Origin of the sequence: Paenarthrobacter nitroguajacolicus, assembly GCF_031455195.1 — a bacterium.
In the GTDB taxonomy this organism is placed as follows: domain Bacteria; phylum Actinomycetota; class Actinomycetes; order Actinomycetales; family Micrococcaceae; genus Arthrobacter; species Arthrobacter nitroguajacolicus_D.
This window is the reverse complement of record NZ_JAVDSH010000001.1, coordinates 566232-588147: the sequence shown is the minus strand read 5'-3', so window position 1 is coordinate 588147 and position 21916 is coordinate 566232. Positions and strand designations below refer to the sequence as shown.

The 21916-nt window shown below is 62.3% G+C and carries 21 protein-coding genes; 16 read left to right on the top strand and 5 right to left on the bottom strand.

Going from position 1 to position 21916, the window contains the following annotated elements; all coding sequences use genetic code 11:
• Positions 1-4: 4 nt before the first annotated feature.
• The 8 genes from J2Y68_RS02760 (at position 5) to J2Y68_RS02725 (ending at position 9902) form a co-directional block, all read left to right on the top strand.
• Positions 5-1678: an ABC transporter substrate-binding protein gene (locus J2Y68_RS02760; RefSeq protein WP_309989371.1), complete on the top strand. Its 1674-nt coding sequence runs from the start codon at positions 5-7 to the stop codon at positions 1676-1678.
• Positions 1679-1810: 132 nt separating this feature from the next.
• Positions 1811-2788, top strand: a complete 978-nt coding sequence (locus J2Y68_RS02755) for an ABC transporter permease (protein ID WP_309989368.1) — start codon at positions 1811-1813, stop codon at positions 2786-2788.
• Positions 2789-2798: 10 nt separating this feature from the next.
• Entirely contained in the window at positions 2799-3725 is a 927-nt protein-coding gene (locus J2Y68_RS02750) for an ABC transporter permease (protein WP_309989366.1), read from the top strand.
• Positions 3722-4684, top strand: coding sequence for an ABC transporter ATP-binding protein (locus J2Y68_RS02745; protein WP_309989365.1), 963 nt, complete (start codon positions 3722-3724; stop codon positions 4682-4684). Before J2Y68_RS02750 ends, J2Y68_RS02745 begins: the two co-directional genes overlap by 4 nt.
• Positions 4681-5775, top strand: coding sequence for an ABC transporter ATP-binding protein (locus J2Y68_RS02740; RefSeq protein WP_309989362.1), 1095 nt, complete (start codon positions 4681-4683; stop codon positions 5773-5775). Before J2Y68_RS02745 ends, J2Y68_RS02740 begins: the two co-directional genes overlap by 4 nt.
• A complete protein-coding gene (locus tag J2Y68_RS02735) occupies positions 5772-7319 on the top strand; it encodes a glycoside hydrolase family 32 protein (RefSeq protein WP_309989359.1) in 1548 nt (515 codons plus the stop codon). Before J2Y68_RS02740 ends, J2Y68_RS02735 begins: the two co-directional genes overlap by 4 nt.
• A gap of 134 nt (positions 7320-7453) precedes the next feature.
• Entirely contained in the window at positions 7454-8878 is a 1425-nt protein-coding gene (locus J2Y68_RS02730) for a glycoside hydrolase family 32 protein (RefSeq protein ID WP_309989920.1), read from the top strand.
• A gap of 28 nt (positions 8879-8906) precedes the next feature.
• Complete coding sequence (locus tag J2Y68_RS02725; RefSeq protein ID WP_309989358.1) at positions 8907-9902, top strand: aldo/keto reductase family protein; 996 nt, start codon at positions 8907-8909, stop codon at positions 9900-9902.
• Between the two features lie 339 nt (positions 9903-10241).
• Here J2Y68_RS02725 and J2Y68_RS02720 read toward each other — a convergent pair whose 3' ends face one another.
• Positions 10242-11165, bottom strand: coding sequence for an AraC family transcriptional regulator (locus J2Y68_RS02720; RefSeq protein ID WP_309989351.1), 924 nt, complete (start codon positions 11163-11165; stop codon positions 10242-10244).
• A gap of 206 nt (positions 11166-11371) precedes the next feature.
• Between J2Y68_RS02720 and J2Y68_RS02715 the strand changes: the two genes are divergently transcribed.
• The 8 genes from J2Y68_RS02715 (at position 11372) to J2Y68_RS02680 (ending at position 19302) form a co-directional block, all read left to right on the top strand.
• On the top strand, positions 11372-12721 hold the full coding sequence (locus J2Y68_RS02715) for an ABC transporter substrate-binding protein (RefSeq protein ID WP_309989350.1): 1350 nt from the start codon (positions 11372-11374) through the stop codon (positions 12719-12721).
• Between the two features lie 20 nt (positions 12722-12741).
• Positions 12742-13710, top strand: a complete 969-nt coding sequence (locus J2Y68_RS02710) for a carbohydrate ABC transporter permease (RefSeq protein ID WP_309989347.1) — start codon at positions 12742-12744, stop codon at positions 13708-13710.
• Positions 13707-14612 (top strand): carbohydrate ABC transporter permease, encoded by a 906-nt coding sequence (locus J2Y68_RS02705; RefSeq protein ID WP_397334640.1) that lies wholly within the window; start codon positions 13707-13709, stop codon positions 14610-14612. The genes J2Y68_RS02710 and J2Y68_RS02705 overlap by 4 nt, the downstream gene beginning before the upstream one ends.
• A gap of 24 nt (positions 14613-14636) precedes the next feature.
• Positions 14637-15698 carry an NAD(P)-dependent alcohol dehydrogenase gene (locus J2Y68_RS02700; RefSeq protein ID WP_309989345.1) on the top strand — a complete coding sequence of 354 codons (1062 nt, stop codon included), beginning with the start codon at positions 14637-14639 and terminating at the stop codon, positions 15696-15698.
• The gene (locus J2Y68_RS02695; protein WP_309989343.1) at positions 15695-16114 is read left to right on the top strand and encodes a PfkB family carbohydrate kinase; all 420 of its coding nucleotides are present in this window, start codon (positions 15695-15697) and stop codon (positions 16112-16114) included. Before J2Y68_RS02700 ends, J2Y68_RS02695 begins: the two co-directional genes overlap by 4 nt.
• Before the next feature lie 152 nt (positions 16115-16266).
• Positions 16267-17037 (top strand): SDR family NAD(P)-dependent oxidoreductase, encoded by a 771-nt coding sequence (locus tag J2Y68_RS02690; RefSeq protein ID WP_309989340.1) that lies wholly within the window; start codon positions 16267-16269, stop codon positions 17035-17037.
• 14 nt (positions 17038-17051) lie between these two features.
• Complete coding sequence (locus J2Y68_RS02685; RefSeq protein WP_309989337.1) at positions 17052-18521, top strand: DUF5129 domain-containing protein; 1470 nt, start codon at positions 17052-17054, stop codon at positions 18519-18521.
• 103 nt (positions 18522-18624) lie between these two features.
• A complete protein-coding gene (locus J2Y68_RS02680) occupies positions 18625-19302 on the top strand; it encodes a hypothetical protein (RefSeq protein WP_309989336.1) in 678 nt (225 codons plus the stop codon).
• Positions 19303-19412: 110 nt separating this feature from the next.
• Here J2Y68_RS02680 and J2Y68_RS02675 read toward each other — a convergent pair whose 3' ends face one another.
• The 4 genes from J2Y68_RS02675 to J2Y68_RS02660 all read right to left on the bottom strand — a co-directional run bounded on the left by J2Y68_RS02675 (position 19413) and on the right by J2Y68_RS02660 (position 21840).
• Entirely contained in the window at positions 19413-19691 is a 279-nt protein-coding gene (locus J2Y68_RS02675) for a hypothetical protein (RefSeq protein ID WP_309989334.1), read from the bottom strand.
• Between the two features lie 130 nt (positions 19692-19821).
• Positions 19822-20178, bottom strand: coding sequence for a CU044_2847 family protein (locus tag J2Y68_RS02670; protein WP_309989331.1), 357 nt, complete (start codon positions 20176-20178; stop codon positions 19822-19824).
• A gap of 59 nt (positions 20179-20237) precedes the next feature.
• Positions 20238-21107 carry a universal stress protein gene (locus J2Y68_RS02665; RefSeq protein ID WP_309989329.1) on the bottom strand — a complete coding sequence of 290 codons (870 nt, stop codon included), beginning with the start codon at positions 21105-21107 and terminating at the stop codon, positions 20238-20240.
• Positions 21108-21351: 244 nt separating this feature from the next.
• The gene (locus J2Y68_RS02660; RefSeq protein WP_309989326.1) at positions 21352-21840 is read right to left on the bottom strand and encodes a GyrI-like domain-containing protein; all 489 of its coding nucleotides are present in this window, start codon (positions 21838-21840) and stop codon (positions 21352-21354) included.
• Between the last annotated feature and the right edge of the window lie 76 nt (positions 21841-21916).

Genomic DNA, 21916 nt, shown 5'->3' with positions numbered 1-21916 from the left:
CATCATGACACAACCCCGATACTTCCGGGCTGCCCGGATAACGGCGGCAAGCCTTGCAGTGGGCGCGATGCTGCTCACCGGCTGCACGGCAAACGTCGCCAAAACAGGCACCTCCGACGCCGGAGCGAACGCCGGCGGGTTCCTCACCATCCCGCGGGAGGACATGGGCACCTTCGTGCAGAACTTCAACCCGTTCGCACCCACGGTGAACCCAATGGTCCAGCAGTCCATCTATGAATCCCTCCTGATCTTTAACCCGGCCAAGGGAGAAACGGTGCCGTGGCTGGCCACGGAGTGGAAAGCTGCACAGGACGGCAAATCGGTCACCTTCACTCTCCGTGACGGCGTGAAATGGTCCGACGGGCAGCCCTTCGTGGCTGACGACGTTGCCTACACCTTCGAACTGCAGAAGAAGATCAAGGGCGGCTTTGAGTACCTGGACACCGTCACCGCCGAGGGCAATAAGGTCACTTTCAACTTCAACAAGCCGTGGTCGCCGGCCCTCTACGACGTCGGCCAGCTCAGCATCCTGCCCAAGCACATCTGGTCCGCTCTGCCGGACCCGGAGAAGGATGCAAATGCCAAGCCGGTGGGTACCGGGCCATATACCGAGGTTGATACTTTCCAGGCCCAGTCCTTCGTACTGAAGAAGAACCCCAACTACTGGCAGCCTGAAAAGCAGAAGATCGCCGGCATCAAGATGCTCGCTTTCGCAGGAAACGACGGCGCCAACCTCGCCGCAGCGAACGGGGACGTTGACTGGGCTCCGCAGTACATTCCCAACATTGAAAAGACCTTTGTTTCGAAAGACAAGGAACACCGCCAATACTGGTTCCCTGCCACCGGTGCAATGATCAACTGGCAGCTCAACACCACCAAGGCGCCGTTCAACGATGTCGACGTCCGCAAAGCATTGAGCATGGCCGTGGACCGTGACCAGGTCACCAAGATCGGCATGAGCGGTTACGCCAAGCCGGCGGACTGCACCGGCCTGTCCGGAAACTACGAGACCTGGAAGAACGCCCAGGTGAAGGACAACTGCACGTGGACCAACCATGACGTGCAGAAGGCCAACGAACTTCTGGACAAAGCGGGATACCCCAAGGGAGCTGACGGGAAGCGCACGCTTAAGGACGGCAAGCCTTTCGAATTCAAGATTTCCGTAGGTGCCACATCCTCTGACTGGCTGTCCGTGGCCAACGTCATTTCGCAAAACCTGGCCGAGGTAGGTGTTACGGCCAAGGTCGAGTCGCCGGACTGGGCGGCTGTGGTTGCCGGATACGAAACCGGTGACTTCGACTCCGGAATCGTCTGGAGCGCCAACGATCCCAGCCCATACAAGTACTTCAACACTTCCATGGGCACTGCCACGGTCAAACCGGTAGGCACGAAGACGTTCGATAACTACCACCGCTTCGGAGACACGAAGGCTGACGCCCTGCTGGCCGACTTCGTCGCGGAGACGGACGAATCCAGGCAAAAGGACATCGCCAACAAGCTGCAGGAAGAGTACAACGACGTCGCACCGCTGGTGCCGCTGTTCTCGGGCCCCGAATGGGGTGCCTTCAATGACACCCGCTTCACCGGCTGGCCCACCGAGGACAACCCGTACGCCACGCTCTCCGTCCGTTCACCTACGACGGTGCTGGTCCTGACCACCCTGGAACCGCGGAAGTAATCTCTGCAACTCTTCACATCGCACGCCCGGCGGATCCCCGCTGCCACAACGTCGCCAGCTTGCCGCTGAACCGGTCACTGCCGCCGGGCGTGCCCTTCCACACTTTCCGCAATTCCCGAATGGAGGGAAACCGTGCGCTTCATCCTGCGCCGCCTTGGTTTCTACCTGATCGCCTTCTGGGCATCCATCACCCTGAATTTCATGCTTCCGCGCTTCATGCCGGGAGATCCCGTGTCCCGCATGTTTGCCCGCTCCCAGGACCGAATGCAACCGGAACAGATCGAGGCCCTGCGTAAGCTGCTGGGCGTTGACGACCGGCCCATCTGGGAGCAATACATCGACTACCTGCACAACATCTTCACCGGGCAGATGGGCGTCTCCATCTCCCGTTTCCCCACTCCGGTCACCGAAGTCATTTCGTCCCAGATCGGCTGGACGCTGCTGCTCGGCGGGACCGCGCTGGTGATAGCCGCCGTCGTGGGTAACCTGCTGGGCATCCTTGCCGCATGGCGGCGCGGTGGAGCGATCGACTCAGCGCTCCCTCCGGTGCTGGTTTTCATCGGTTCGTTCCCGTACTTCTGGCTTGCGATGGGTGCGCTGTACCTGTTCGGTGTGGTGCTGGGTTGGTTCCCGATCCGGCATGCGTTCACCGACGGTTTGGAGCCGGCGTTCACCTGGGAGTTCATCGGCGACGTCGGCGCGCACCTTGTGCTGCCGGCGCTGACGATCGTGCTGGTCTCCGTTGGCGGCTGGATGCTGGGTATGCGGAACACCATGATCGCCACCAATTCCGAGGACTACATCACCATGGCCGAAGCCAAGGGACTCCGCCCGGGCCGCATCATGCTCCGCTACGCAGCACGCAACGCCATGCTGCCCTCGGTGACGAGCTTTGGGATGGGACTGGGATTCGTGGTGGGCGGTGCCCTGCTGACTGAAGTGGTGTTCGCCTATCCGGGCGTCGGATACCAACTGCTGAACGCAGTCCAGGGCCTCGACTATCCGCTCATGCAGGGCCTGTTCCTGACCATCACCGCTGCTGTGCTGCTGGCCAACTTCCTGGTGGACATCCTGTACGTCCGCCTCGACCCGCGCGTGCGCGGCAACTAGAGGACTGATCATGACAACCGCACTTCTGAAGCAGCCCACTCAAACTCCGGCTGCCCGCAAACCCAACCGAAGCTTCATCCACGGACTGATCACGAACAAGAAGGCCTTGCTGGGCATGATGGTGATGATCGTGTTCATTGCGTTGGCCCTCCTTGCGCCGGTGTTGTTCCCCGGCGACCCGTCGCGTATCACCGCGATGGCGTCCCTGGAACCGGATGCGGAGCACTGGCTGGGTACAACAGCCAAGGGACAGGACGTGCTGGCGCTGACCGTCCACGGCTCGCGGAGTTCTCTCTTCGTGGGACTGACGGTGGGCCTGGCATCCACCTTCATCGGGATTCTGGTGGGCCTGGCCTCGGCGTACTTCGGCAAGTTCATTGACGAAGCCCTGTCGCTGGTCACCAATGTCTTCCTGCTTCTGCCCGGCCTGCCGCTGCTGGTCATCCTGGCTGCCTTCCTTCCGCCCGGCCTGGGGACCGTGATCCTGGTTCTTGTGGTCACGGGGTGGGCCGGCTCTGCCCGCGTCCTGCGCTCCCAGGCACTGTCCATCCGGTCCAAGGATTTTGTCGCTGCGGCCGTCGTGTCCGGCGAACGGGCAGGACGGATCATGTTCCGCGAGATCCTGCCCAACATGGCCTCGATCGTCATGGGCACCCTGCTTGCCTGCGTGATCTACGGCATCGGCGCCCAAGCGGGCCTGGAATTCCTGGGCCTGGGCGATGTCAGCACGGTCTCGTGGGGCAACAACCTCTTCTGGGCCGGCAACGAAGGCGCACTGCTTACTGGAAGCTGGTGGGTCTTCGTACCCTCGGGCGTGTGCATCGCACTGGTTGCGTTCGCCCTTGCCCTGATCAACTACGCCGTGGACGAAGTCACTAATCCGCGGCTGCGAAAGATCAAGACCCCGAAAGACACCGAAACGAGCACCGCCAAATGACCATCTCCCAAGTTTCCTTCGGCTCCCACGAGCCCGTCCTGGACGTCAAGGACCTCACCGTCAAGTACATCGGCGATACCCGTTCCACCACCGCCGTCGACCACGTTTCCTTCAGCATCGGTACCGGCGAGGTATTCGGTCTGGCGGGGGAGTCCGGCTGCGGCAAGTCCACCATTGCCAACTCGATCATGAGGCTTCTGAAGGATCCGGCAAAGATCGCGGGCGGCAGCATTTCCTTCGGCGGCAAGGACGTCCTGGCCATGAGCCCGGAAGAGCTGCGGCGCTTCCGGTGGCAGGACGTGGCGATGGTGTTTCAGTCGGCCATGAATTCGTTGAACCCGGTGATGACCATCGGCGAACAGATCGTGGACATCTTCACCACCCACGCCGGTTACTCCCGCAAGGAATCAAGGCGGCGTGCCGGTGAGCTGCTGGAGCTGGTGAGGATCGACCCCGCCCGGCTCAAGTCTTACCCGCACCAGCTCTCCGGCGGAATGCGTCAGCGTGCCGTCATTGCCATGGCCGTGGCGCTCAAGCCGTCACTGCTGATCCTGGACGAACCCACCACAGCACTGGATGTGGTGGTGCAGCAGGAGATCATGGCCCAAATCAAGGACCTTCAACGCGAGCTCGGCTTCTCCGTCCTGTTCATCACGCACGATATGTCCCTCATGGTGGAACTCTCGCACCGCATGGCCGTCATGTACGGCGGCAGGATCGTGGAAACCGCCAAGGCCCAGGATGTCTACGTCAACCCCCGCCATCCTTACACGCAGGCGTTGATGGGCGCGTTTCCACCCCTTACCGGTCCCCGCGTTCCGTTGACGGGGCTGCCCGACGGCGTGAAGTTCCGGAACATCCCGGACCTTGCCGAAGCAGCACCCGGCCATTTTGTGGCCCCGTTCGGTGCCGACACTTCGGTGATTGATTCGATTGACTTCGAAGGAGCTGCACGATGAGCCACTCCCTGATGACCCCCTCGGACGTGTCCAAAACCAGCACCCCTGCCCTTGAGATTCGCGGCCTGGGAAAGACCTTCCCGATAGGCGGCTTGTTCTCCCGCGATTCCGTCCGGGCCCTGCACAACATCGATCTGACCATCGGCAAGGGTGAAATCGTTGCCCTCGTGGGCGAGTCCGGTTCCGGTAAGAGCACCCTGGCCCGCTGTGTCGCCAGGCTCGAAAAGCCGAGCTCGGGGGAGATCCTCATTGATGGCGTCGATGTCCTCAAACGGGATCGATTCCAAGCGTCCCGGGCCTTTCGGTCCCAGCTGCAGATGGTGTTCCAAGACCCTTTCGGCTCCTTGAACCCGGCCCACAGGATCGAGCATTTCCTCCGGCGTTCCCTGGCGATCCACGGCAAGGGCGGAGGCTCCGAGGAACAGACCCGGCGGCGGCTGGAAGAACTCATGACCACCGTCGGCCTGGAAGCTGACATGCTGAACTCATACCCGCACGAGCTCTCGGGAGGGCAGCGCCAACGCGTAGCGATCGCCCGGGCCCTGGCCGTTGAACCGCAGGTCATCCTGGCCGACGAGCCTACCTCCATGCTGGACGTTTCTGTCCGGATCGGCGTGCTGAACCTGATGCGCAAGCTCCGCGACGAGCAAGGCATCTCCATGCTGTACATCACCCATGACCTCGCGTCCGCCCGCTACCTGGCCGACCGGACGGCGGTCATGTTCGCCGGGGAGCTCGTTGAAGAGGGCGAATCCCTGGACCTGTTGGCCAACCCGGCGCACCCCTACACGCAACTGCTGGTCTCGGCCGTACCGGATCCGGCCCGGGCAGGCTCGTACGATCCCGTCCGCCGGGCCGAACTGCGTCAGGCTGTCATGGCCTCGACGCACTGCGTGTTCGACGGCGATCCGAACCAGGCCTGCTCGGCTGAAGAACCCGTCCGCCACCAGGTAGGGGAGCCCGAAAACCGTCACTGGGTGCGCTGCCACCTGTACCGCCCATGGGCCGCTGCCGGCGGCCACGCCCTGGCGAGTGAACCAATCCAGCCCGGCCACCCGGCGTCGACGGCTCAAGAAGAGGTTTCCGCATGACTGAACTGACCCATCCGCACGCAACGGTTCCGACAGAGGAACTGGTGGCCCGCGCTGAAGCCGATCCGTTGAGGCCACGTTTCCATTTCGTCTCCCCGGCCGGCTGGCTCAACGATCCCAATGGCGTCAGCCAATGGAACGGCACCTACCACCTCTTTTATCAGTACAACCCGGAGGGTGCCTTCCACCACCGTATCCAGTGGGGTCATGCCACCAGCACCGACCTGGTCTCCTGGATTGACCAGCCAGTGGCTTTGGAACCGTCTGCGGGACCGGACGCCGAGGGCTGTTGGTCGGGGGTCCTGGTGAACGACGGCGGCACGCCCACCTTGGTGTACTCCGGGCGGTCAGGGGGCAGGGAGTTGCCCTGCGTCGCCACCGGAACTCCGGACTTGCTCGACTGGACCAAGGACCCCGGAAACCCGGTCATCGGCGCCCCGCCCACCGGGGTGGACATTACGGCCTACCGCGATCATTGCGTATGGCAGGAGGGAAGCACCTGGCGGCAGCTGGTGGGTTCGGGGATTCGGGACGTCGGAGGCACTGCGTTTCTGTACGAGTCTTCTGATCTTCGCTCCTGGGACTACATTGGGCCGTTGTTCATCGGGGATGCCTCCCATGGTGATCCTGGAGCCCCTGACTGGACAGGGACCATGTGGGAATGCGTCGATCTGTTCCGTGCAGGCCGAGGAGCGTTGGGGTCTGCACATGCTGGGGACTCGACGGATGTGCTGGTCTTCTCCGCGTGGAACGACGGCGAAACCCGCCACCCGCTGTACTGGACGGGTCGCTATGCCGGCGACACCTTCGAGCCCGAGGCGCTGCACCGGCTCGATTACGGCGGCCGCTTCTTCTACGCACCCCAGTCTTTCCGGGATGAGTCCGGCCGGCGGATCATGTTCGGCTGGATGCAGGAAGGACGCAGCGACGCAGCCATGGTGGAAGCCGGCTGGTCCGGGGTCATGAGCTTGCCGCGGGTCGCCACGTTGGCCAACGACGGAACCCTCGAGTTCGCACCCGTGCCCGAAATCGAAACGTTGCGCAGGAACCACGTCAGTGTGCCTGCGCAGGTGCTGGTGGCCGGAACGTCCATGGATACCGGTGTTTCCGGCGACCAACTGGACCTTGAGGTGGAGCTGCAGCTCTCCGCGGGTGCAGAGCTGCGTCTGGGACTGCTTGGATGCGTGGACGGCGCCGAGGAGACGGTGGTCATTCTGGGCCGCTCAGCTGACGGAAGCCCCACCGGCATGATGCATCTTGACCGGACCCGCAGCAGCCTCGACCCGGCCGTTGACAAGGAGGAGAAGTCCGGACCCCTTCCCATGACGGACGGACGGGTTCGCCTGCGCGTTCTGGTGGACCGGTCCGCCGTCGAAATTTTCGCCAACGGCAAGCCGCTCACTGCCCGCGTCTACCCGACCCAGGGCGGCGGGCGCGTAACACTGGCCGTCGCTGAAGGTACGGTGCGGCTCCTCTCATTTGAAGCCTGGGCCATGGCCGCGGTGTTTGACGACACCCGCAGCCTCCTGACGGAACGGAAGTGAACCACGTGAAAGATTCTTCATCAGTCTCCCGCCGCGGACTACTGGCAGGCGCCGGTGCGGTTGCACTGGGCGGATCCCTGGCGCTGTCCGGCCCCGCCTCGGCGGCAGGCAGCCCCCCGAAAGGACCAACCAGGATGCGCCCCGAGTATCACTTCAGCGTCAGCGACAACTGGAAGAACGATCCCCAACGACCCATCTACCTGGACGGGGAGTACCACTACTACTACCTGTACAACGCCGACTACATCACTGGTGGGGGCGGCACGTCCTGGCGCCGGGCCAGCACCACGGATCATGTCGCGTTCCGGGACCGGGGTGTTGCGATCCCGAAGTTCAGCAACGGCAACGGCGACTGCTGGTCCGGAAGCCTGGTAGTGGACGAGCGAAATACTGCAGGATACGGTGCGGGTGCTGTCATAGCACTTGTCACCCAGGCGCCGGAAGGCCGCCAAGCCCAGTACCTTTGGTACTCCACGGACAGCGGACGCTCGTTCACGCCGGGAGGTGCGGCTCCTGTGCTGCCCAACCCGGGGGTGCACGATTTCCGCGATCCAAAGGTGATCCGGGACGCGGACCGTGAACGGTGGTTCATGGCCAACGCCGAGGGGCAGAAGCTTGGTTTCTACGCCTCCCCGGACCTGCGGTCATGGACGCGTGTTGGTGAGTTTGTCCGCAGTGACCTGGGGCTTCTGGAGTGCCCTGACCTCTTCCAAATGACGGCCGACGACGGCACCTCCCATTGGGTCCTGGGCACCAGCGCGAACGGCAAGGGCCGCGGACTGCCCGCGACGTATGCGTATTGGACCGGCGCTTTCGATGGCAGTTCCTTTACACCCGACCATGCCGAGCCGGAATGGCTCGATTACGGCTTCGATTTCTATGGCGCAGTGACCTACCCGCATCACACAGCGTCGGGCGCGGAGGACCCAACCCTGCGGCGGGCGATCGGATGGGCCAATTTCTGGGACTACCCCCACAACACACCCACCCTGGCCACTGACGGCTACAACGGCGACGACATGATCGTGCGCGATATACGGCTCAAGCGTGGAAAGGGCGCCTACTACCTCGCCTCCACCCCCACGTCTGCGCTGGGCAACCACGTGCAGCGCACACACCGGCTGGGTGATGTGGCTGTTGCCGGCACCTACGACCTGAAGGTCCGCTCGAACGCCTACGATCTGAGCTGCGAGGTGGAGTGGGATCCGGCTGCGCCACCGGCCAATCTCGGTTTCGAGCTACGCCGTGCACCAGGAGGAGGCAGGCACGTTGCAGCCGGCGCCTATCTGCGCGGCCCCTTCAGTTACGTCAACCGCCGTCCCACCGTCAACCCCACGGCCGGGGAAACCCAAACCCCGGTGGACCCCGCCGCCGGAAGACTCACGCTACGCATCCTGGTGGATCGTACAAGTGTCGAGATGTTCGTCGGCGACGGGCGCGTGGTCCACTCACACCGGGTCTTCCCGCTCGACGGCGATGACGGCATCCGGCTCTACGCCCACGAAGGTGCAGCGACGTTCCGGGAACTGACCATCCGGGAACTCAAGGTCACGCCGTAGCGCGCAAAATACGTGGAAAGGAATGCACATGCACTACAGGAAACTCGGCAACAGCGGAATGTACGTCAGCGCGATCGCTTTGGGCAATTGGGCCACCCACGGGGAAACAGTGGACCAGGATGTCGCGACGGCATGCGTGCGCAAGGCCCTGGACCTTGGCGTGACGACCTTCGACACCGCAGACGCCTATGCGGGGACCGCGGCGGAAACCATGCTCGGGGTCGCCCTCAAAGGCTCGCGGCGCGAAGGGATTGAAGTCATGACCAAGGTGTACTTCCCAACAGGCACGGGGAAGAACGACCGCGGACTGTCCCGCAAACACGTCATGGAATCCATCAACGGATCGTTGCGCCGTCTACAGACGGACTACGTCGACGTCTACCAGGCGCACCGCTACGACTACGAAACTCCGCTCGAGGAGACCATGGGCGCCTTCGCGGACATCGTCCATGCCGGCAAGGCACACTACATCGGCGTCTCGGAGTGGACGGCAGAGGAGATTCGCGCCGGTGCCGCTTTGGCAGCCGGGCTTGGTATCCAGTTGCTTTCCAGCCAGCCGCAGTACAACATGCTTTGGCGCGTCATCGAGACCGAAGTCGTACCCGCATGCGAAGAGCTCGGGGTCACCCAGGTGTGCTGGTCGCCGCTCGCACAAGGCGTACTCAGCGGCAAGTACGGCACGTCCACAGTTCCGACGGGCAGTCGTTTCAGCACCCCGGAGGGAGAACTGAAGACCGGGCACCGGTTCGTGAGGCCTGAGGTGCTGGAGCGTGTGCAAAAACTCAACCCGATCGCCGATGACCTTGGCGTGCCGTTGGCCACGCTGGCAGTCGCCTGGGTCCTGGCGCATCCCAACGTGTCGGCAGCTATCGTCGGTGCCAGCCGGCCGGAACAGCTGGAGGACACTGTCAAGGCGGCCGACCTGGTCCTCGGGAAGGAGACGCTGCAGCTGATCGACGAGGCGCTGGGCGACGTCGTAGAGGGCGACCCGGCCAAGGTGGAATCCTTCCCCCAACGCGTGTAAGTAGTTTGTACAACCCCACGTTTTGCACAGGGAGCCCACAACTCCCGGTCCAGGGCGTTGGGTAGACGCGTGTGTGCATGGAGACAACCGGAGCCCGGGTGTGATCGGCGGGTTGCGGCTGGAATCCACGCCTGGCAGCGGGGTGGCACCCAGGACCAATATCGGGGTTACTTGCTGGGATCCCGGGGAGGGTCATGAAGCGGCGGGCCCCGTCGGCGAGGCCTTCATGGTTGTGGCTGAAGTGCGCCTTCGGACCGATGCCGTACCGCCCTTCTGATCCAAACCAGCGACCTGGAGGTCACGGCAATCTTAGGCCTATTGGCACAACCGACTGTCTCATCAACCTTGGACACGTCTGCGGAACTGGCGAGGACTTTCCCCGTTATCAGCCAAGAAACGTCGGTTGAAGTTGGACAGGTTGGTGAAACCCACCTCGTAGCAAATGTCGGACACGGCTTTGTCGGTGCGTTCCAGTAGCCGGCGGGCGTGGGCGAGCCGAAGCTTGCGGACGAGGTCGCTGAAGTTCTGGCCTGTTGCTCTTTTGAAGTATTTGGAGAACGTGGGCTCGGTCATTCCCACCATCGAGGCCGCCTCTGCCATGGAGACGCTGCCGGCGTGGTTGCTGAAGACGTACTCCAGGACGATGTCCACCACAGCCTCCGCCTGGCCATCCAGCTGAGGCCTGAACCAGTCCTCAGTCAAATACTTCCGTTCATTCCCTGGTGCACGGCTAAGAGTCGCGAACAGTCCCATCAGATGGTTCAGGCGGACAACCCCGGTGGACCCACCCATGGCCTCAATTGAGAAGGCGGCCGCGTGTGCTGAGGCACCGAAAAACTCGATGCCTCGCGAGGCTTGATCCAGGAGGTCCCTGACCTCGCTCATTTCAGGTACCAAGGCGGCGGTCTGATCCACCCACCGTCGGTCGAATTGAATGACGGCGTCCCGATTGTGCAGGACTTCGCCGGGTTCCAGGTCACTGACCCAGTCATGCGGTAACCCTGAGCCCACCAGGACCACCTGACCGGCTTCAAAGGTGCCGATGTGGTCGCCGACAATGAACTTGCCGCTGCCCTTACGCATCAGATGGATCTCGTATTCAGGGTGATAGTTCCAACGAGCAATGGGGCTGGGGTAGTCATGCTCATGCCAGCGAACCGAATGATGGGGGTCTTCAGGAATGACCTCCCGGTTGGCGCGCATTCCCAGCAGCCGCTCTGCCAACCGTGCCGCTGCATCCTGTTCGATATTCGCCGAACTCATGACGGCCTCCGGTCCATGACGAAAATAAGTATCAGAAGTGCGGCATCAAAGACGCTAGTTGTGTCCCACCCCACACACCTACTGTAGAGGGACACGGCGAGGCGCGTCGGATAGCCGGTGCGTACGCCTCTCTGAAGTCTGGTACTCCTACGCAGCAGTCGGAGTGCAGAGATTGCGCACCCCCATGAAGAACGAAGGAGTCCTCAATGCGCCCAAAAACACGTGCGGCAGCCCTGTCAGCAGGAGCCCTGTGCATTGCGCTTTCCGCCACGGCATGTGCCGGAGCGGGCGGAGCCGGGGCAGGTGACCAGAACAGCATCAACGTGCTGATGGTCAACAACCCGCAGATGGAGGACCTGCAAAGGTTGACTGCGGATAACTTCACCAAGGAAACCGGCATCCGCGTCAACTACACGGTGTTACCGGAAAACGATGTCCGGGCGAAGATCAGCCAGGAGTTCTCCAGCCAAGCCGGTCAGTACGACGTCGCGTCGTTGTCCAACTACGAGATCCCGTTCTACTCGGCCAACGGCTGGCTGGCCCCTCTGGACGATATTGCCAAGGACGCGGAGTTCAATCAGGCCGACATCCTTCCCGCGTACACGGCCTCCCTCACCGGGACCGACGGCAGGCTCTACGGCGAACCCTTCTACGGTGAATCTTCTTTCCTGATGTACCGAAAGGATGTTTTCGATGCCAAGGGCCTCACCATGCCGGAGAAGCCGACATGGGATGAAGTGGCCGATCTTGCCGCCAAGGTGGATGGTGCCGAGCCGGGCATGAAGGGCATCTGCCTCCGTGGCCAGCCGGGCTGGGGCCAGGTCTTCGCGCCGCTCACGACTGTAGTGAATACCTTCGGCGGTACCTGGTTCGACAAAGACTGGAACGCAAAGGTCAATTCTCCCGAGTTCACGGAAGCCACCGAGTTCTACACCACGTTGGTCCGCGAGCACGGCGAAGCCGGAGCAGCCCAGGCCGGGTTTACCGAATGCCTGAACAACCTCACCCAGAGCAAAGTGGCCATGTGGTACGACGCCACGTCGGCCGCCGGCGCCCTCGAAGCCGAGGCCTCACCGGTCAAAGGCAAGATCGGCTACGTCCAAGCGCCGGTGAAGCAGACAGCGTCTTCCGGCTGGTTGTGGACCTGGTCCTGGGCCATGCAGGCGGCCTCGAAGAAGCAGGATTCCGCCGGGAAGTTCATCGCATGGGCCAGCTCCAAGGAATACGAAGAACTTGTGGCCTCCGAGCTTGGTTGGGCGAAGGTCCCCTCCGGCAAGCGCATCTCCACTTACGAGAATGCAGACTTCCAGAACGCGGCGCCTTTCTTCAAAGCCGAACGCTTTGCCATTGAAAACGCGTACCCGAAAAACCCCGGCATGCAGGAACGGCCCGCCGTCGGCATACAGTTCGTCGGCATCCCCGAGTTCGCTGCCCTGGGCACCAACGTCTCCCAAGGCGTCAGCTCAGCCATCGCCGGTCAAGGCAGTGTGGCCGATGCGTTGGCCAAGGGCCAGGAAGCCGCACAAAAAGTCGGCGACAAGTACAAGAAGCACTAACGGAACCGCAGGAGAACATCATGACTACCGCAACGGCGCGTATCTCCCGCCCGGGACATGCCACAGCCGCACCATCTCGAAGCCCCCGATCCCGCGAACGCGCAGTGGCATGGGCACGTCGCGCACCCTTGCTCCCGGCACTGGTCTTCCTCATCATCGTCACCCAGCTTCCATTCGTGGTGACCCTGATCATCTCGTTCCTGAACTGGAACAGCCTGAGCCCGGACAAGACAGCATTCGCGGGGCTCGGGAACTACGTCACGGTTCTCACCGACCCTGACCTCCGCCAGGCCATCTTGACCACGATCGTGCTCACCGTCTCCGTGGTGCTGCTCAGCCTGCTTATCGGGCTCGGCCTTGCCATGTTGCTCAACAAGAAATTCATCGGACGCGGCCTGGCCCGGACCCTGCTGATCGCACCGTTCCTGGTGGTGCCGGTTGCGGCGGCCCTGATCTGGAAGCATGCCCTGCTGAACCCGGCGTATGGGCTCATCAACGGGATCCTAACGGGGATCTGGTCCCTGTTCGGCAGTGCGACCCCGCCCCAGCTGGACTTGTTGTCCCAAGCGCCACTGATGGCAGTCATCATCTCGCTCGTGTGGCAGTGGACGCCGTTCATGATGCTGATCCTGCTCGCGGGCCTGCAGTCCCGGCCCATGGACACTGTGGAAGCAGCCCAGATGGACGGCGCCTCACCGTGGGCCATCTTCCGGCACCTGACCCTGCCGCACCTGCGCCAGTACCTGGAGCTCGGCGGGCTGCTCGGCGCGATCTATATTGTGCAGAACTTCGACGCCGTCTTCACCCTCACCGCCGGCGGGCTCGGCACAGCCAACCTGCCCTACGCGATCTACCAGACGTTCTACTTCGCCAACGAATACGGCCTGGCTTCAGCGGCGGGCGTGGTGGTGGTCATCGGGACCATCATCGTGGCCACGTTCGCACTCCGCACTGTCTTTTCACTCTTCAAGAAGGAGGCGGCACGATGAGCACGCTCACTCCTGCCAAAGCCAACACCACATCCGCCACACAAGCCGGTGCCCGCCGTCGGGGGAAGTCCCGCATGGACCCGACGCGCAACAACACCGCCGCTGGCCTCGCCGCTTGGCTGCTGGCGTTGTTGTTCGCCGCACCGGTCCTGTGGATGATCCTGACCTCGTTTCACTCCGAAACAGATGCAGCAACCAACCCTCCCTCCCTCGCGGCGAACCTCACCCTGGACGCCTACAAGGAGTTCTTCGGAGAAACGTCCGGTGTCAGCCCCTGGCCGTCACTGATCAACTCCGCCACTGCTTCCATCTTGTCGACGGGCCTAGTCCTTATCCTCGCCATTCCGGCCGCATATGCACTCTCCATCAAGCCGGTAAAGAAGTGGACTGACGTCATGTTCTTCTTCCTCTCCACCAAAATGATGCCCGTGGTGGCCGCAATCCTTCCGCTGTACCTTTTTGCCAGGACAGTGGGGGCCTTGGACAATATCTGGTTCCTGATCCTGATGTACACCTCCATGAACCTGCCTATAGCGGTGTGGATGATGCGGTCCTTCCTGGCCGAGGTGCCGGTGGAAATGCTGGAAGCTGCACAGATCGACGGGGCCAACCTGCTCCTTACGCTCCGCAAGGTCATAGCACCCGTGGCAATGCCGGGAATCGCGGCAACGGCGCTGATCTGTTTCATCTTCAGCTGGAACGAATTGCTCTTGGCGCGGGTCCTCACCGGCGTCGTCGCCGGAACAGCACCCGTTTTCCTCACCGGTTTCGTCTCAGGCCAAGGACTGTTCCTCGCCAAAGTCTGCGCCGCCGCCGTCGTCATTTCGCTCCCCGTACTGTTTGCCGGCTTCGCAGCCCAGGACAAGCTCGTCCAAGGCCTTTCCCTCGGTGCGGTCAAGTAACTTTTCTTTCAAAGGATTCCCCTCATGACTACCTCAACCACCCACACCCCACACGTCGGACAGCCCGAACTACCTTCCACGATGCGGGCCGCCATCCTGCAACGGCAAGGCGAGATGACCATGGAGAAGCTGCCCGTCCCTCAGCTCGAAGCCGACCAGGTTCTGGTACAGGTTGCCGCCGTCGGCGTGTGCGGCAGCGACGTCCACTACTACGAGCACGGCCGGATCGGCGACTACGTAGTGGACCATCCTCTGATCCTCGGCCACGAACTCGCGGGCCGGATTGCCGCCGTCGGAAGTTCTGTGGACCCTGCCCGCATCGGTGCGAGGGTCGCCGTCGAACCCCAACGCCCGTGCCGTACCTGCAAGCAGTGCAAAGCGGGCCGCTACAACCTGTGCCCCGACATGGAGTTCTACGCCACCCCTCCGGTGGACGGCGCATTCGCCGAGTATGTGACCATCCAGTCGGACTTCGCCTACGACATCCCGGACAGCGTCAGCGACGAAGCCGCCGCCCTGATCGAACCTCTCTCCGTGGGGCTATGGGCGTGTGAACGCGCAGAGATCAAGCCCGGCAGCCGCGTCCTGATCGCGGGCGCCGGCCCCATCGGCATCATCGTCGGCCAAGCAGCCCGAGCCTTCGGCGCCAGCGAAATCCACATCACGGACATCGCCGAAGAGCGCCTGGCTTTTGCCCTGGAACACGGTGCGACGCACGCGTTGAACGCGAGAACGGACAGTGTGGAAGGGCTCGACGTCGATGCGTTCATCGACGCTTCCGGCGCACCCCAGGCGGTCCATTCCGGCATTAAGGCCGTGGGACCTGCGGGCCGCGTGGTCCTGGTGGGACTCGGTGCGGACGACGTCGAACTGCCCGTTTCCTACATCCAGAACCGCGAGATCTGGCTCTCCGGCGTGTTCCGTTACACCAACACCTGGCCCCTCGCCATCCAACTCTTGGCGGACGGAAAAGTCGACCTGGACATATTGGTCACCGGGAAGTTCGGCCTCGCTGACTCCGAGGCGGCACTCACGGCGGGCAAGCAGCCCGGCCAGCTCAAAGCCGTGGTGTATCCGGGACGATGAGTCACACAGGTGTTTTGGTCACGGTGGTTGGCGAATCGTTGGTCGACATCATCCAAGACCCCCGAACGTCGGAATCCCAGGCGCATCCCGGTGGCAGCCCACTCAACGTCACCGTTGGTGTTTCGCGGCTCGGCCCGCGAACCAACCTCGTGGCCCACTTCGACGACGACACTTACGGAGTGGCGGATACCGTGGGTGCGGGCGACTCGTTCATGGCAGGGCTCATCTCGGGCTTGGCCCGGTTGGGCGCCCTCGGTGCGGGAGGGAGGAAGAAGCTGAACTCGTTATCCGAGGACGAGCTGTTGATCGTGGCCGCGTATGCCAACCGTGCTGGCGCCATCATCTGCTCGCGCTTAGGCGCCAACCCGCCGGCGCCTGAGCTTGGGCTGCTGATTTACCAGGGTGACGCGCCGTGAGCAATCCCCTTCAGGGCCTTTAGGCCCTGTTCGGCGCCATCCGTGAAACGCGACCCTGAGTGCATGGAGATCCCGCTTTAGCTTGGATTCAGGGCCGCAAGCTTCTCAGCGGATCAGCCGATACAGCAAGCAGGTCCGCGAAGGAGCTTCCCATGGTCATCTGGCAGGAAAACATCACCCCAGGCCGCTTCACGGGCCAGACAGTGATCGTTACAGGGGCTGCCTCAGGCATAGGACGTGCCACCGCACTGCGGGTGGCCCGTGAAGGTGGTCGCGTCATCGCCAGTGACCTCAGCGAGGACGGCCTGGCTCAGCTGCAGGCCGCGAATGGGGAACTGGACCTCGTTCCGGTAGCGGGCGACATCAGCCAGGAAGACGCAGTGCAACGTGTCGTGGCAGCGGCGGAGGGCTACGTTGACGCACTGGCCAATGTTGCCGGCATCATGGACAGCTTTCAGCCCGTCCACGAGCTCGATGACCACACATGGGAGAACGTCCTGAACGTCAACCTGACGTCCATGATGCGCCTGATGAGAGCCGTGGTGCCAACCATGCTGGAGGCGGGCTACGGATCCATTGTCAATGTGTCATCCGAAGCAGGCCTGCGCGGCTCGGCGGCCGGTACTGCCTACACGGTGTCAAAGCACGCTGTCATCGGTCTCACGCGCAGTGCCGCGGTCATGTACGGACGCCGGGGGATACGCGTGAACGCGGTGGCTCCTGGCGGCACGCGTACCAACATCCATGCCGAGTTCAAGTCCCAACTCGCCGCCGAGGTGCTGGGGCCCTTCATGCAAACAAACGTTCAGCCCATCGCAGAAGCCAGTGAACTTGCCGCCGGGATCACCTTCCTCTTGAGCCGGGACGGCTCAAACATCAACGGCGTTGTGCTCGCCTCGGACAACGGCTGGAACGCAATTTGAGGTCAAAGGTGCCAATGCCACGATTGGCCCTGTTGGCCCGGGGTCTTTGGGACCTGCTGCTGATTCTCACGATTGGCCTCGGCGGTCCTGCCGTGGCCTCTGCGGTTCCGCCCGCGGCGGTGGAGGTTTATGACAGCGCGGGGGTGTTGGACCGGAAAACGTTGGTGGATGCGATTAAGGGCATTGAGTTCCACGAGCCCACCAAAGTTGTGGTGTACACGTACAACGGAAGCACCGAGGACAACCTCAATGAGGAGGTGCTGAGGTTCGCCCGGGCCGGGCATCCGGAATGGATCAGCGCTGACGGTCAAAAGTGGGCTGACGGTCTCTTCATCTTCGCCGTTGATCCGGTGGGTCGGCATGTTGGCACGTACATGGGTGAGAACCGAAAAGTGTCGCCTGAGCAGCGCGCCGACATTCAAGCGGCTTCCAAAGAACTCCTGCGTGATGCCCAATGGACGGAAGGAACCATCACTGGTGTTCGGCGCGCGGCCGAGCTCATCAACCAGCCATGGTATGAATCGTCCGTTTTCGTGGCTTCCATGTGGATTTCTGCCGGAGCTTTGGGCGTGGGTGCGGGAGCCTGGATTACTTTCCGGGCCGTTGCAAGATCAGCAAACCGACGGGAAATCCAACGTGGGGACCGCAGCTTCGCCAATGTCAGCATGGATCTGGAGGTGACCGAACTGAACGCCGGCACTATTCCTGCGGCATCGTCGTACGGTGGAAGGGTGTTGGAGAAGCACCGCAACTTCCTCACTCGATACGATGCGGCGAGCCACCTGTCGCAGCGGGTCCACGAACTGACAAGCCGCCAATTGAGCCGCCGAAGGAATTTGGTGCTGACCCGCCAATACGCAGACGCCGCTTCCGAACTCGATGCTTTGGATGACGTCATTGCCGACACCAACTCGTTGCTCAACCGTACGAGTACATGGCCTACAGCGTGGGACCGGCAACTGGCACCATTCCGCAGCGATTTGGCCGGCCTGGAGCAGCTCCTTGCGAAACGACACGGACAGGGAGACACGGCAAGCGCCGTGGCATTGAGGTCTTTCCGGGACGAGAGCCTTCGTGAAATTGAAGGCTGGACCGCTGCCCTCAGCGAAGACAAGTTCACCCCGGAGGAGGCACTCGACCACCTCTATGCTGCTCGCACCCGACTGGCAGCGCTTCTGCAGGAGCATGCTGAAACGGTGATCAACGGCTATGCCAAGGACACGCGCGAAGCCGAACTGATGCGCAAGGAGATGTTTCCGTCTGATAACCATCCTCACGGACATGGCCGGCACCGGAGCTACGAGCCAAGCATCCTGGGCGCCGTCTACCCGTCTTATCAGTTTTTCTCCGTGGCGACCTTCAGCTCGGGGCTGGATTCCGGAGTCAGCAGCGTAAGCGCGGTTCGGGGCGGAGAGAGCGGCACCACAGGCTACGGGAGCACGGGCGGAAGTTTTTCCGGCTCGGGCAGTTCCTCCGGCTTTTAGGGATCCTGGTAGTAGGGCTTTGGGCCCTACAAACGGGCCGTAAGGGACTCCTAGCCTTGAAGAGGCAAACACCCATCTGCCTGAGCAGATCAGGGAGGCGTAGATGAAAACGACAACAACCAGCATCATTGCCGGGGTTATCCTGATGTCCATGGGTGGACTCCTGCTGCTGGATCAGCTTGATCTACTCAGAAGCGGGGAATACGTACCACCCCTGACCTTCACCGCGGTGGGAGCTGTGTTCCTGGGCCTTTTCTTCAAACAGCGCGAAAACTGGTGGGCAGCCATCCCCGGCTCCGTTTTCCTTGGGCTGGCAGCAACGGTGGTCGCCAGCCAACTTGCGACAGGGCTGACTGCCGGGACGATGCTGTTTGTGTTCATGGCTTGCGGTTTTGGAGCGGTCTATGTCCGTGAGCGCGCGCACTGGTGGGCCCTGATTCCGGGCGGCGTCATGCTGGTACTGGCAGTGGTGGTGGCCCTTCCCCAGGAGTGGCAGGGGCTGCCGGCTGCGACAATCTTCATGCTTGGCCTGGCGGCCACGTTCGCCGTGCTGTCCACTGTCCGCGTCCACGTTGACGGCCGTACAGAACGGATGAAGTGGCCGCTGATTCCCGCAGCCGTGCTGGGGTTGCTGGGTGGGATCCTTGCTTTCCAGTCCGCTGAACAGTTCATCGCGGGAGATTTTGCCGCAGTGACCCTGGTGCTCCTGGTGGGCGCCGGATTGCTGCTTTACGGGTATCGGGTCAGCAATACAGATCGGACCAGGGCCCGCGGACGATGACGGCGGGCCGCACCAAGGACCCGCCGACCGTGACGATTGACGTCTCTGAACGTCCCACTCATGGTATTTGATCTCTCACGGGTGACAGGGGCAATGCACGGGAACATCTGCTACACCTGCTCCCGGGGTTCGGCACTTCCCATTTCCGGGTCGAAACTGTAGGGAACCCTCAGTGGCAGGTCGAAATCCATGATCAGTTCGTTGACGGCCTGCGACACCGCGTCCCTGGCGGGACAGCTGAGGCTTCCTTCCGCCGCGCAGTAGGCAGCGATCTGGCCCCTGCTCGTATTGCCTCCGTTGGCGAGTTGGGCGACCCAGACGTCGTCGGGAGTGAGGGCAAGTAATTCAATAGCTGCCCTTGTCAGCGCTTGCTGGTCGAAGCCGTTCATCACGCACCTCAGTTACTTCGAACCTGGAGATGCAAGTCTATCTAGCTAAAATGCGCATGAACAGGGCCTCCGACACTTTCGCAGGGTGCGCTGGACGCGAAGACATGCCATCCGCTCTTTCGAGGAGGACTCAGATGAATTCGCCCGCGTGCTGGCGGATGTCTGGTTCCGCGGCATGATGGTCCGGCGACCAGGACATTCTGATGATGAAATGGCCCTCGGGCGTCGACTTTGCCAACAGTGCGCCAGCGTCCCCGGCCAGTTTGATCCCGAACTCGATTTCCAAATGTTCGGGAGCCAGTTCCTTCATGGCTTCCAGCGCAGCCGCCGCTGCCGGCCTGACGCTGGCCAGTGCGTCTTCAAGCCGCCTGTCCACATCCAGGATGCCTTGCTCGTTACGGGATGGGTGGTTCACTCCATAGCTGTTTTCATCGACCTCGACCAGCACAGTGCCGGATCCAACTTCATATCTGAGTACCTCTGTCACGGGGGCCTCCATGGGTCAGGGGAGGCGACGCGCGGGAAGTCGCCACCCCGGGAATCAGACTAATTGTCCTCGGGCGTCCGCTCCGGAGGGATGACAATAGTTGGGCAGGAAAGGTGGGATAGGACACCGTGGACAGTGGATCCCAGCAGCATCCGTGAAAAGCCGCCTCGTCCTCGGCTTCCCAGAACCAACAGCTTGGCATGGGCCGATGCCTCAACCAGCGCCTTAACAGGTTCTTCGTGCGCTTTCGACAACGTCTTGATGGCCAAATCGGGGTAGGACGAACTCAACCCGGCCACGGTCTCCGCGAGCACGACTCGTTCCTGTTCACTGATCAGTCTTTGGAGTTCTACAGGCGCCAATCCGGCATCCGCCACGGGATCAGGCGCGTTGTAGGCGTGAACAACGGTGAGTGGCTGTCCTTCCCGGTCAGCCTCAGCGGCGGCGTAGGCGACGGCCTTAAGCGAGTTTTCCGAACCGTCCACACCAACCACAATGCCGTGTCTGTTCGCTTGGTCATCAACTGCCGTCACGACGGCCACAGGACCGGACGAAGCTCCGGCTATCTGCAGGGCACGGTCCGTCCATGAACCCCCAAGGTGCGGGCTGCCGGAACCGATCACCATCAGGGACGTTTTCCGCGCATACTCGCCTAATGTGGCAGCCACACTGCCGGAGAGCAGCTGGGTGCTGACCTTTACTTGGAATCGCTCCCTTATTCGCGCAGAAGCAGCCTCCAGCAACTTCTCGCCTTGATGTCTGAGAGATTCCCTCCACGACGCCGGTTCGATAAGCCACCGGTCATCGACGACGTGCAGGACCGCTAAAGGCACATGGTGTTCTTCGGCCCGCCGGGCAGCCCAAACCAGTGCTGCTTCGCTTTGTGCTGAATCCTTCATGCCAACGGAAATTGGCAGTTCATTGCTCATGTCATCGCCTGCTTTCTGGAGGTTGGGCACTTTGGCGGGAGGGTTTCCACGATGCGGATCCGCCTCAAGGGGGAGAATGCCGCCCTCGACCACGGCGTGCATGCCGCTGGATGATCAGGCTCCAACCTGACCACTACCTGAAGTTTCCCGGATCCTTGGGTCTGTTGGTCCTGGTGTCGGGCCAACCAACCCGGATGAAGGCCGTGCAACCCTTTCCTGGGCGCCGTCTGCCGCATCTCCATGCTCAAGCCACCTTTGGTCCGGACTCGATCGGCCACACAACACGCGTCTGCCACGTGCTCGGATCCAGCTGCTTTTCCGGGTCGCTGAGGTAGAACTCCCACATGGTGTCGGACGGTGTGATTCCCTCAGCGCTCATTCGCTCGAGGATGAGCCCGTACGTCCGTTCCAACGTGTCGTACGGGCCCTTGTGAACGGCTTCGAAGGCATCTGACTCAGGGAGTACGCCGCTCCGGACACTATCTGCCGCTGAGAAGTTCGGTGTGATGGGAAAACCCGCTTCGACGTCCACGGTATCGGTTGGCATGCCGTGATAGAGGGCAAAAGGCGGCCCGGCCGGACTGGCATTCTGGGCTTGCGCGGCCGCCATCACCGTGCCGAAGGCGCGACCGAAAAAGTCCGTCAGTTCCTTCATGGGCACGCGCTCGCGGACCACCGCAGTGGGCTGCTCGGGAGTGTGGATTCTTCTGGGGGTGGGGTCCAAAGTGCTCATGTCACCAGATTCCCGTGCCCGAGGCCCCACCGACAGGGCCGAACGACTCTAAATGGGAGGGGCTCGTGGACCATTG

Coding starts and splice junctions, on each gene's coding strand:
- J2Y68_RS02760 (WP_309989371.1), top strand. CDS start 5: ATGACACAACCCCGATACTTCCGGGCTGCCCGGATAACGGCGGCAAGC.
- J2Y68_RS02750 (WP_309989366.1), top strand. CDS start 2,799: ATGACAACCGCACTTCTGAAGCAGCCCACTCAAACTCCGGCTGCCCGC.
- J2Y68_RS02745 (WP_309989365.1), top strand. CDS start 3,722: ATGACCATCTCCCAAGTTTCCTTCGGCTCCCACGAGCCCGTCCTGGAC.
- J2Y68_RS02740 (WP_309989362.1), top strand. CDS start 4,681: ATGAGCCACTCCCTGATGACCCCCTCGGACGTGTCCAAAACCAGCACC.
- J2Y68_RS02735 (WP_309989359.1), top strand. CDS start 5,772: ATGACTGAACTGACCCATCCGCACGCAACGGTTCCGACAGAGGAACTG.
- J2Y68_RS02730 (WP_309989920.1), top strand. CDS start 7,454: ATGCGCCCCGAGTATCACTTCAGCGTCAGCGACAACTGGAAGAACGAT.
- J2Y68_RS02725 (WP_309989358.1), top strand. CDS start 8,907: ATGCACTACAGGAAACTCGGCAACAGCGGAATGTACGTCAGCGCGATC.
- J2Y68_RS02720 (WP_309989351.1), bottom strand. CDS start 11,165: ATGAGTTCGGCGAATATCGAACAGGATGCAGCGGCACGGTTGGCAGAG.
- J2Y68_RS02715 (WP_309989350.1), top strand. CDS start 11,372: ATGCGCCCAAAAACACGTGCGGCAGCCCTGTCAGCAGGAGCCCTGTGC.
- J2Y68_RS02710 (WP_309989347.1), top strand. CDS start 12,742: ATGACTACCGCAACGGCGCGTATCTCCCGCCCGGGACATGCCACAGCC.
- J2Y68_RS02705 (WP_397334640.1), top strand. CDS start 13,707: ATGAGCACGCTCACTCCTGCCAAAGCCAACACCACATCCGCCACACAA.
- J2Y68_RS02700 (WP_309989345.1), top strand. CDS start 14,637: ATGACTACCTCAACCACCCACACCCCACACGTCGGACAGCCCGAACTA.
- J2Y68_RS02695 (WP_309989343.1), top strand. CDS start 15,695: ATGAGTCACACAGGTGTTTTGGTCACGGTGGTTGGCGAATCGTTGGTC.
- J2Y68_RS02690 (WP_309989340.1), top strand. CDS start 16,267: ATGGTCATCTGGCAGGAAAACATCACCCCAGGCCGCTTCACGGGCCAG.
- J2Y68_RS02685 (WP_309989337.1), top strand. CDS start 17,052: ATGCCACGATTGGCCCTGTTGGCCCGGGGTCTTTGGGACCTGCTGCTG.
- J2Y68_RS02680 (WP_309989336.1), top strand. CDS start 18,625: ATGAAAACGACAACAACCAGCATCATTGCCGGGGTTATCCTGATGTCC.
- J2Y68_RS02675 (WP_309989334.1), bottom strand. CDS start 19,691: ATGAACGGCTTCGACCAGCAAGCGCTGACAAGGGCAGCTATTGAATTA.
- J2Y68_RS02665 (WP_309989329.1), bottom strand. CDS start 21,107: ATGAGCAATGAACTGCCAATTTCCGTTGGCATGAAGGATTCAGCACAA.
- J2Y68_RS02660 (WP_309989326.1), bottom strand. CDS start 21,840: ATGAGCACTTTGGACCCCACCCCCAGAAGAATCCACACTCCCGAGCAG.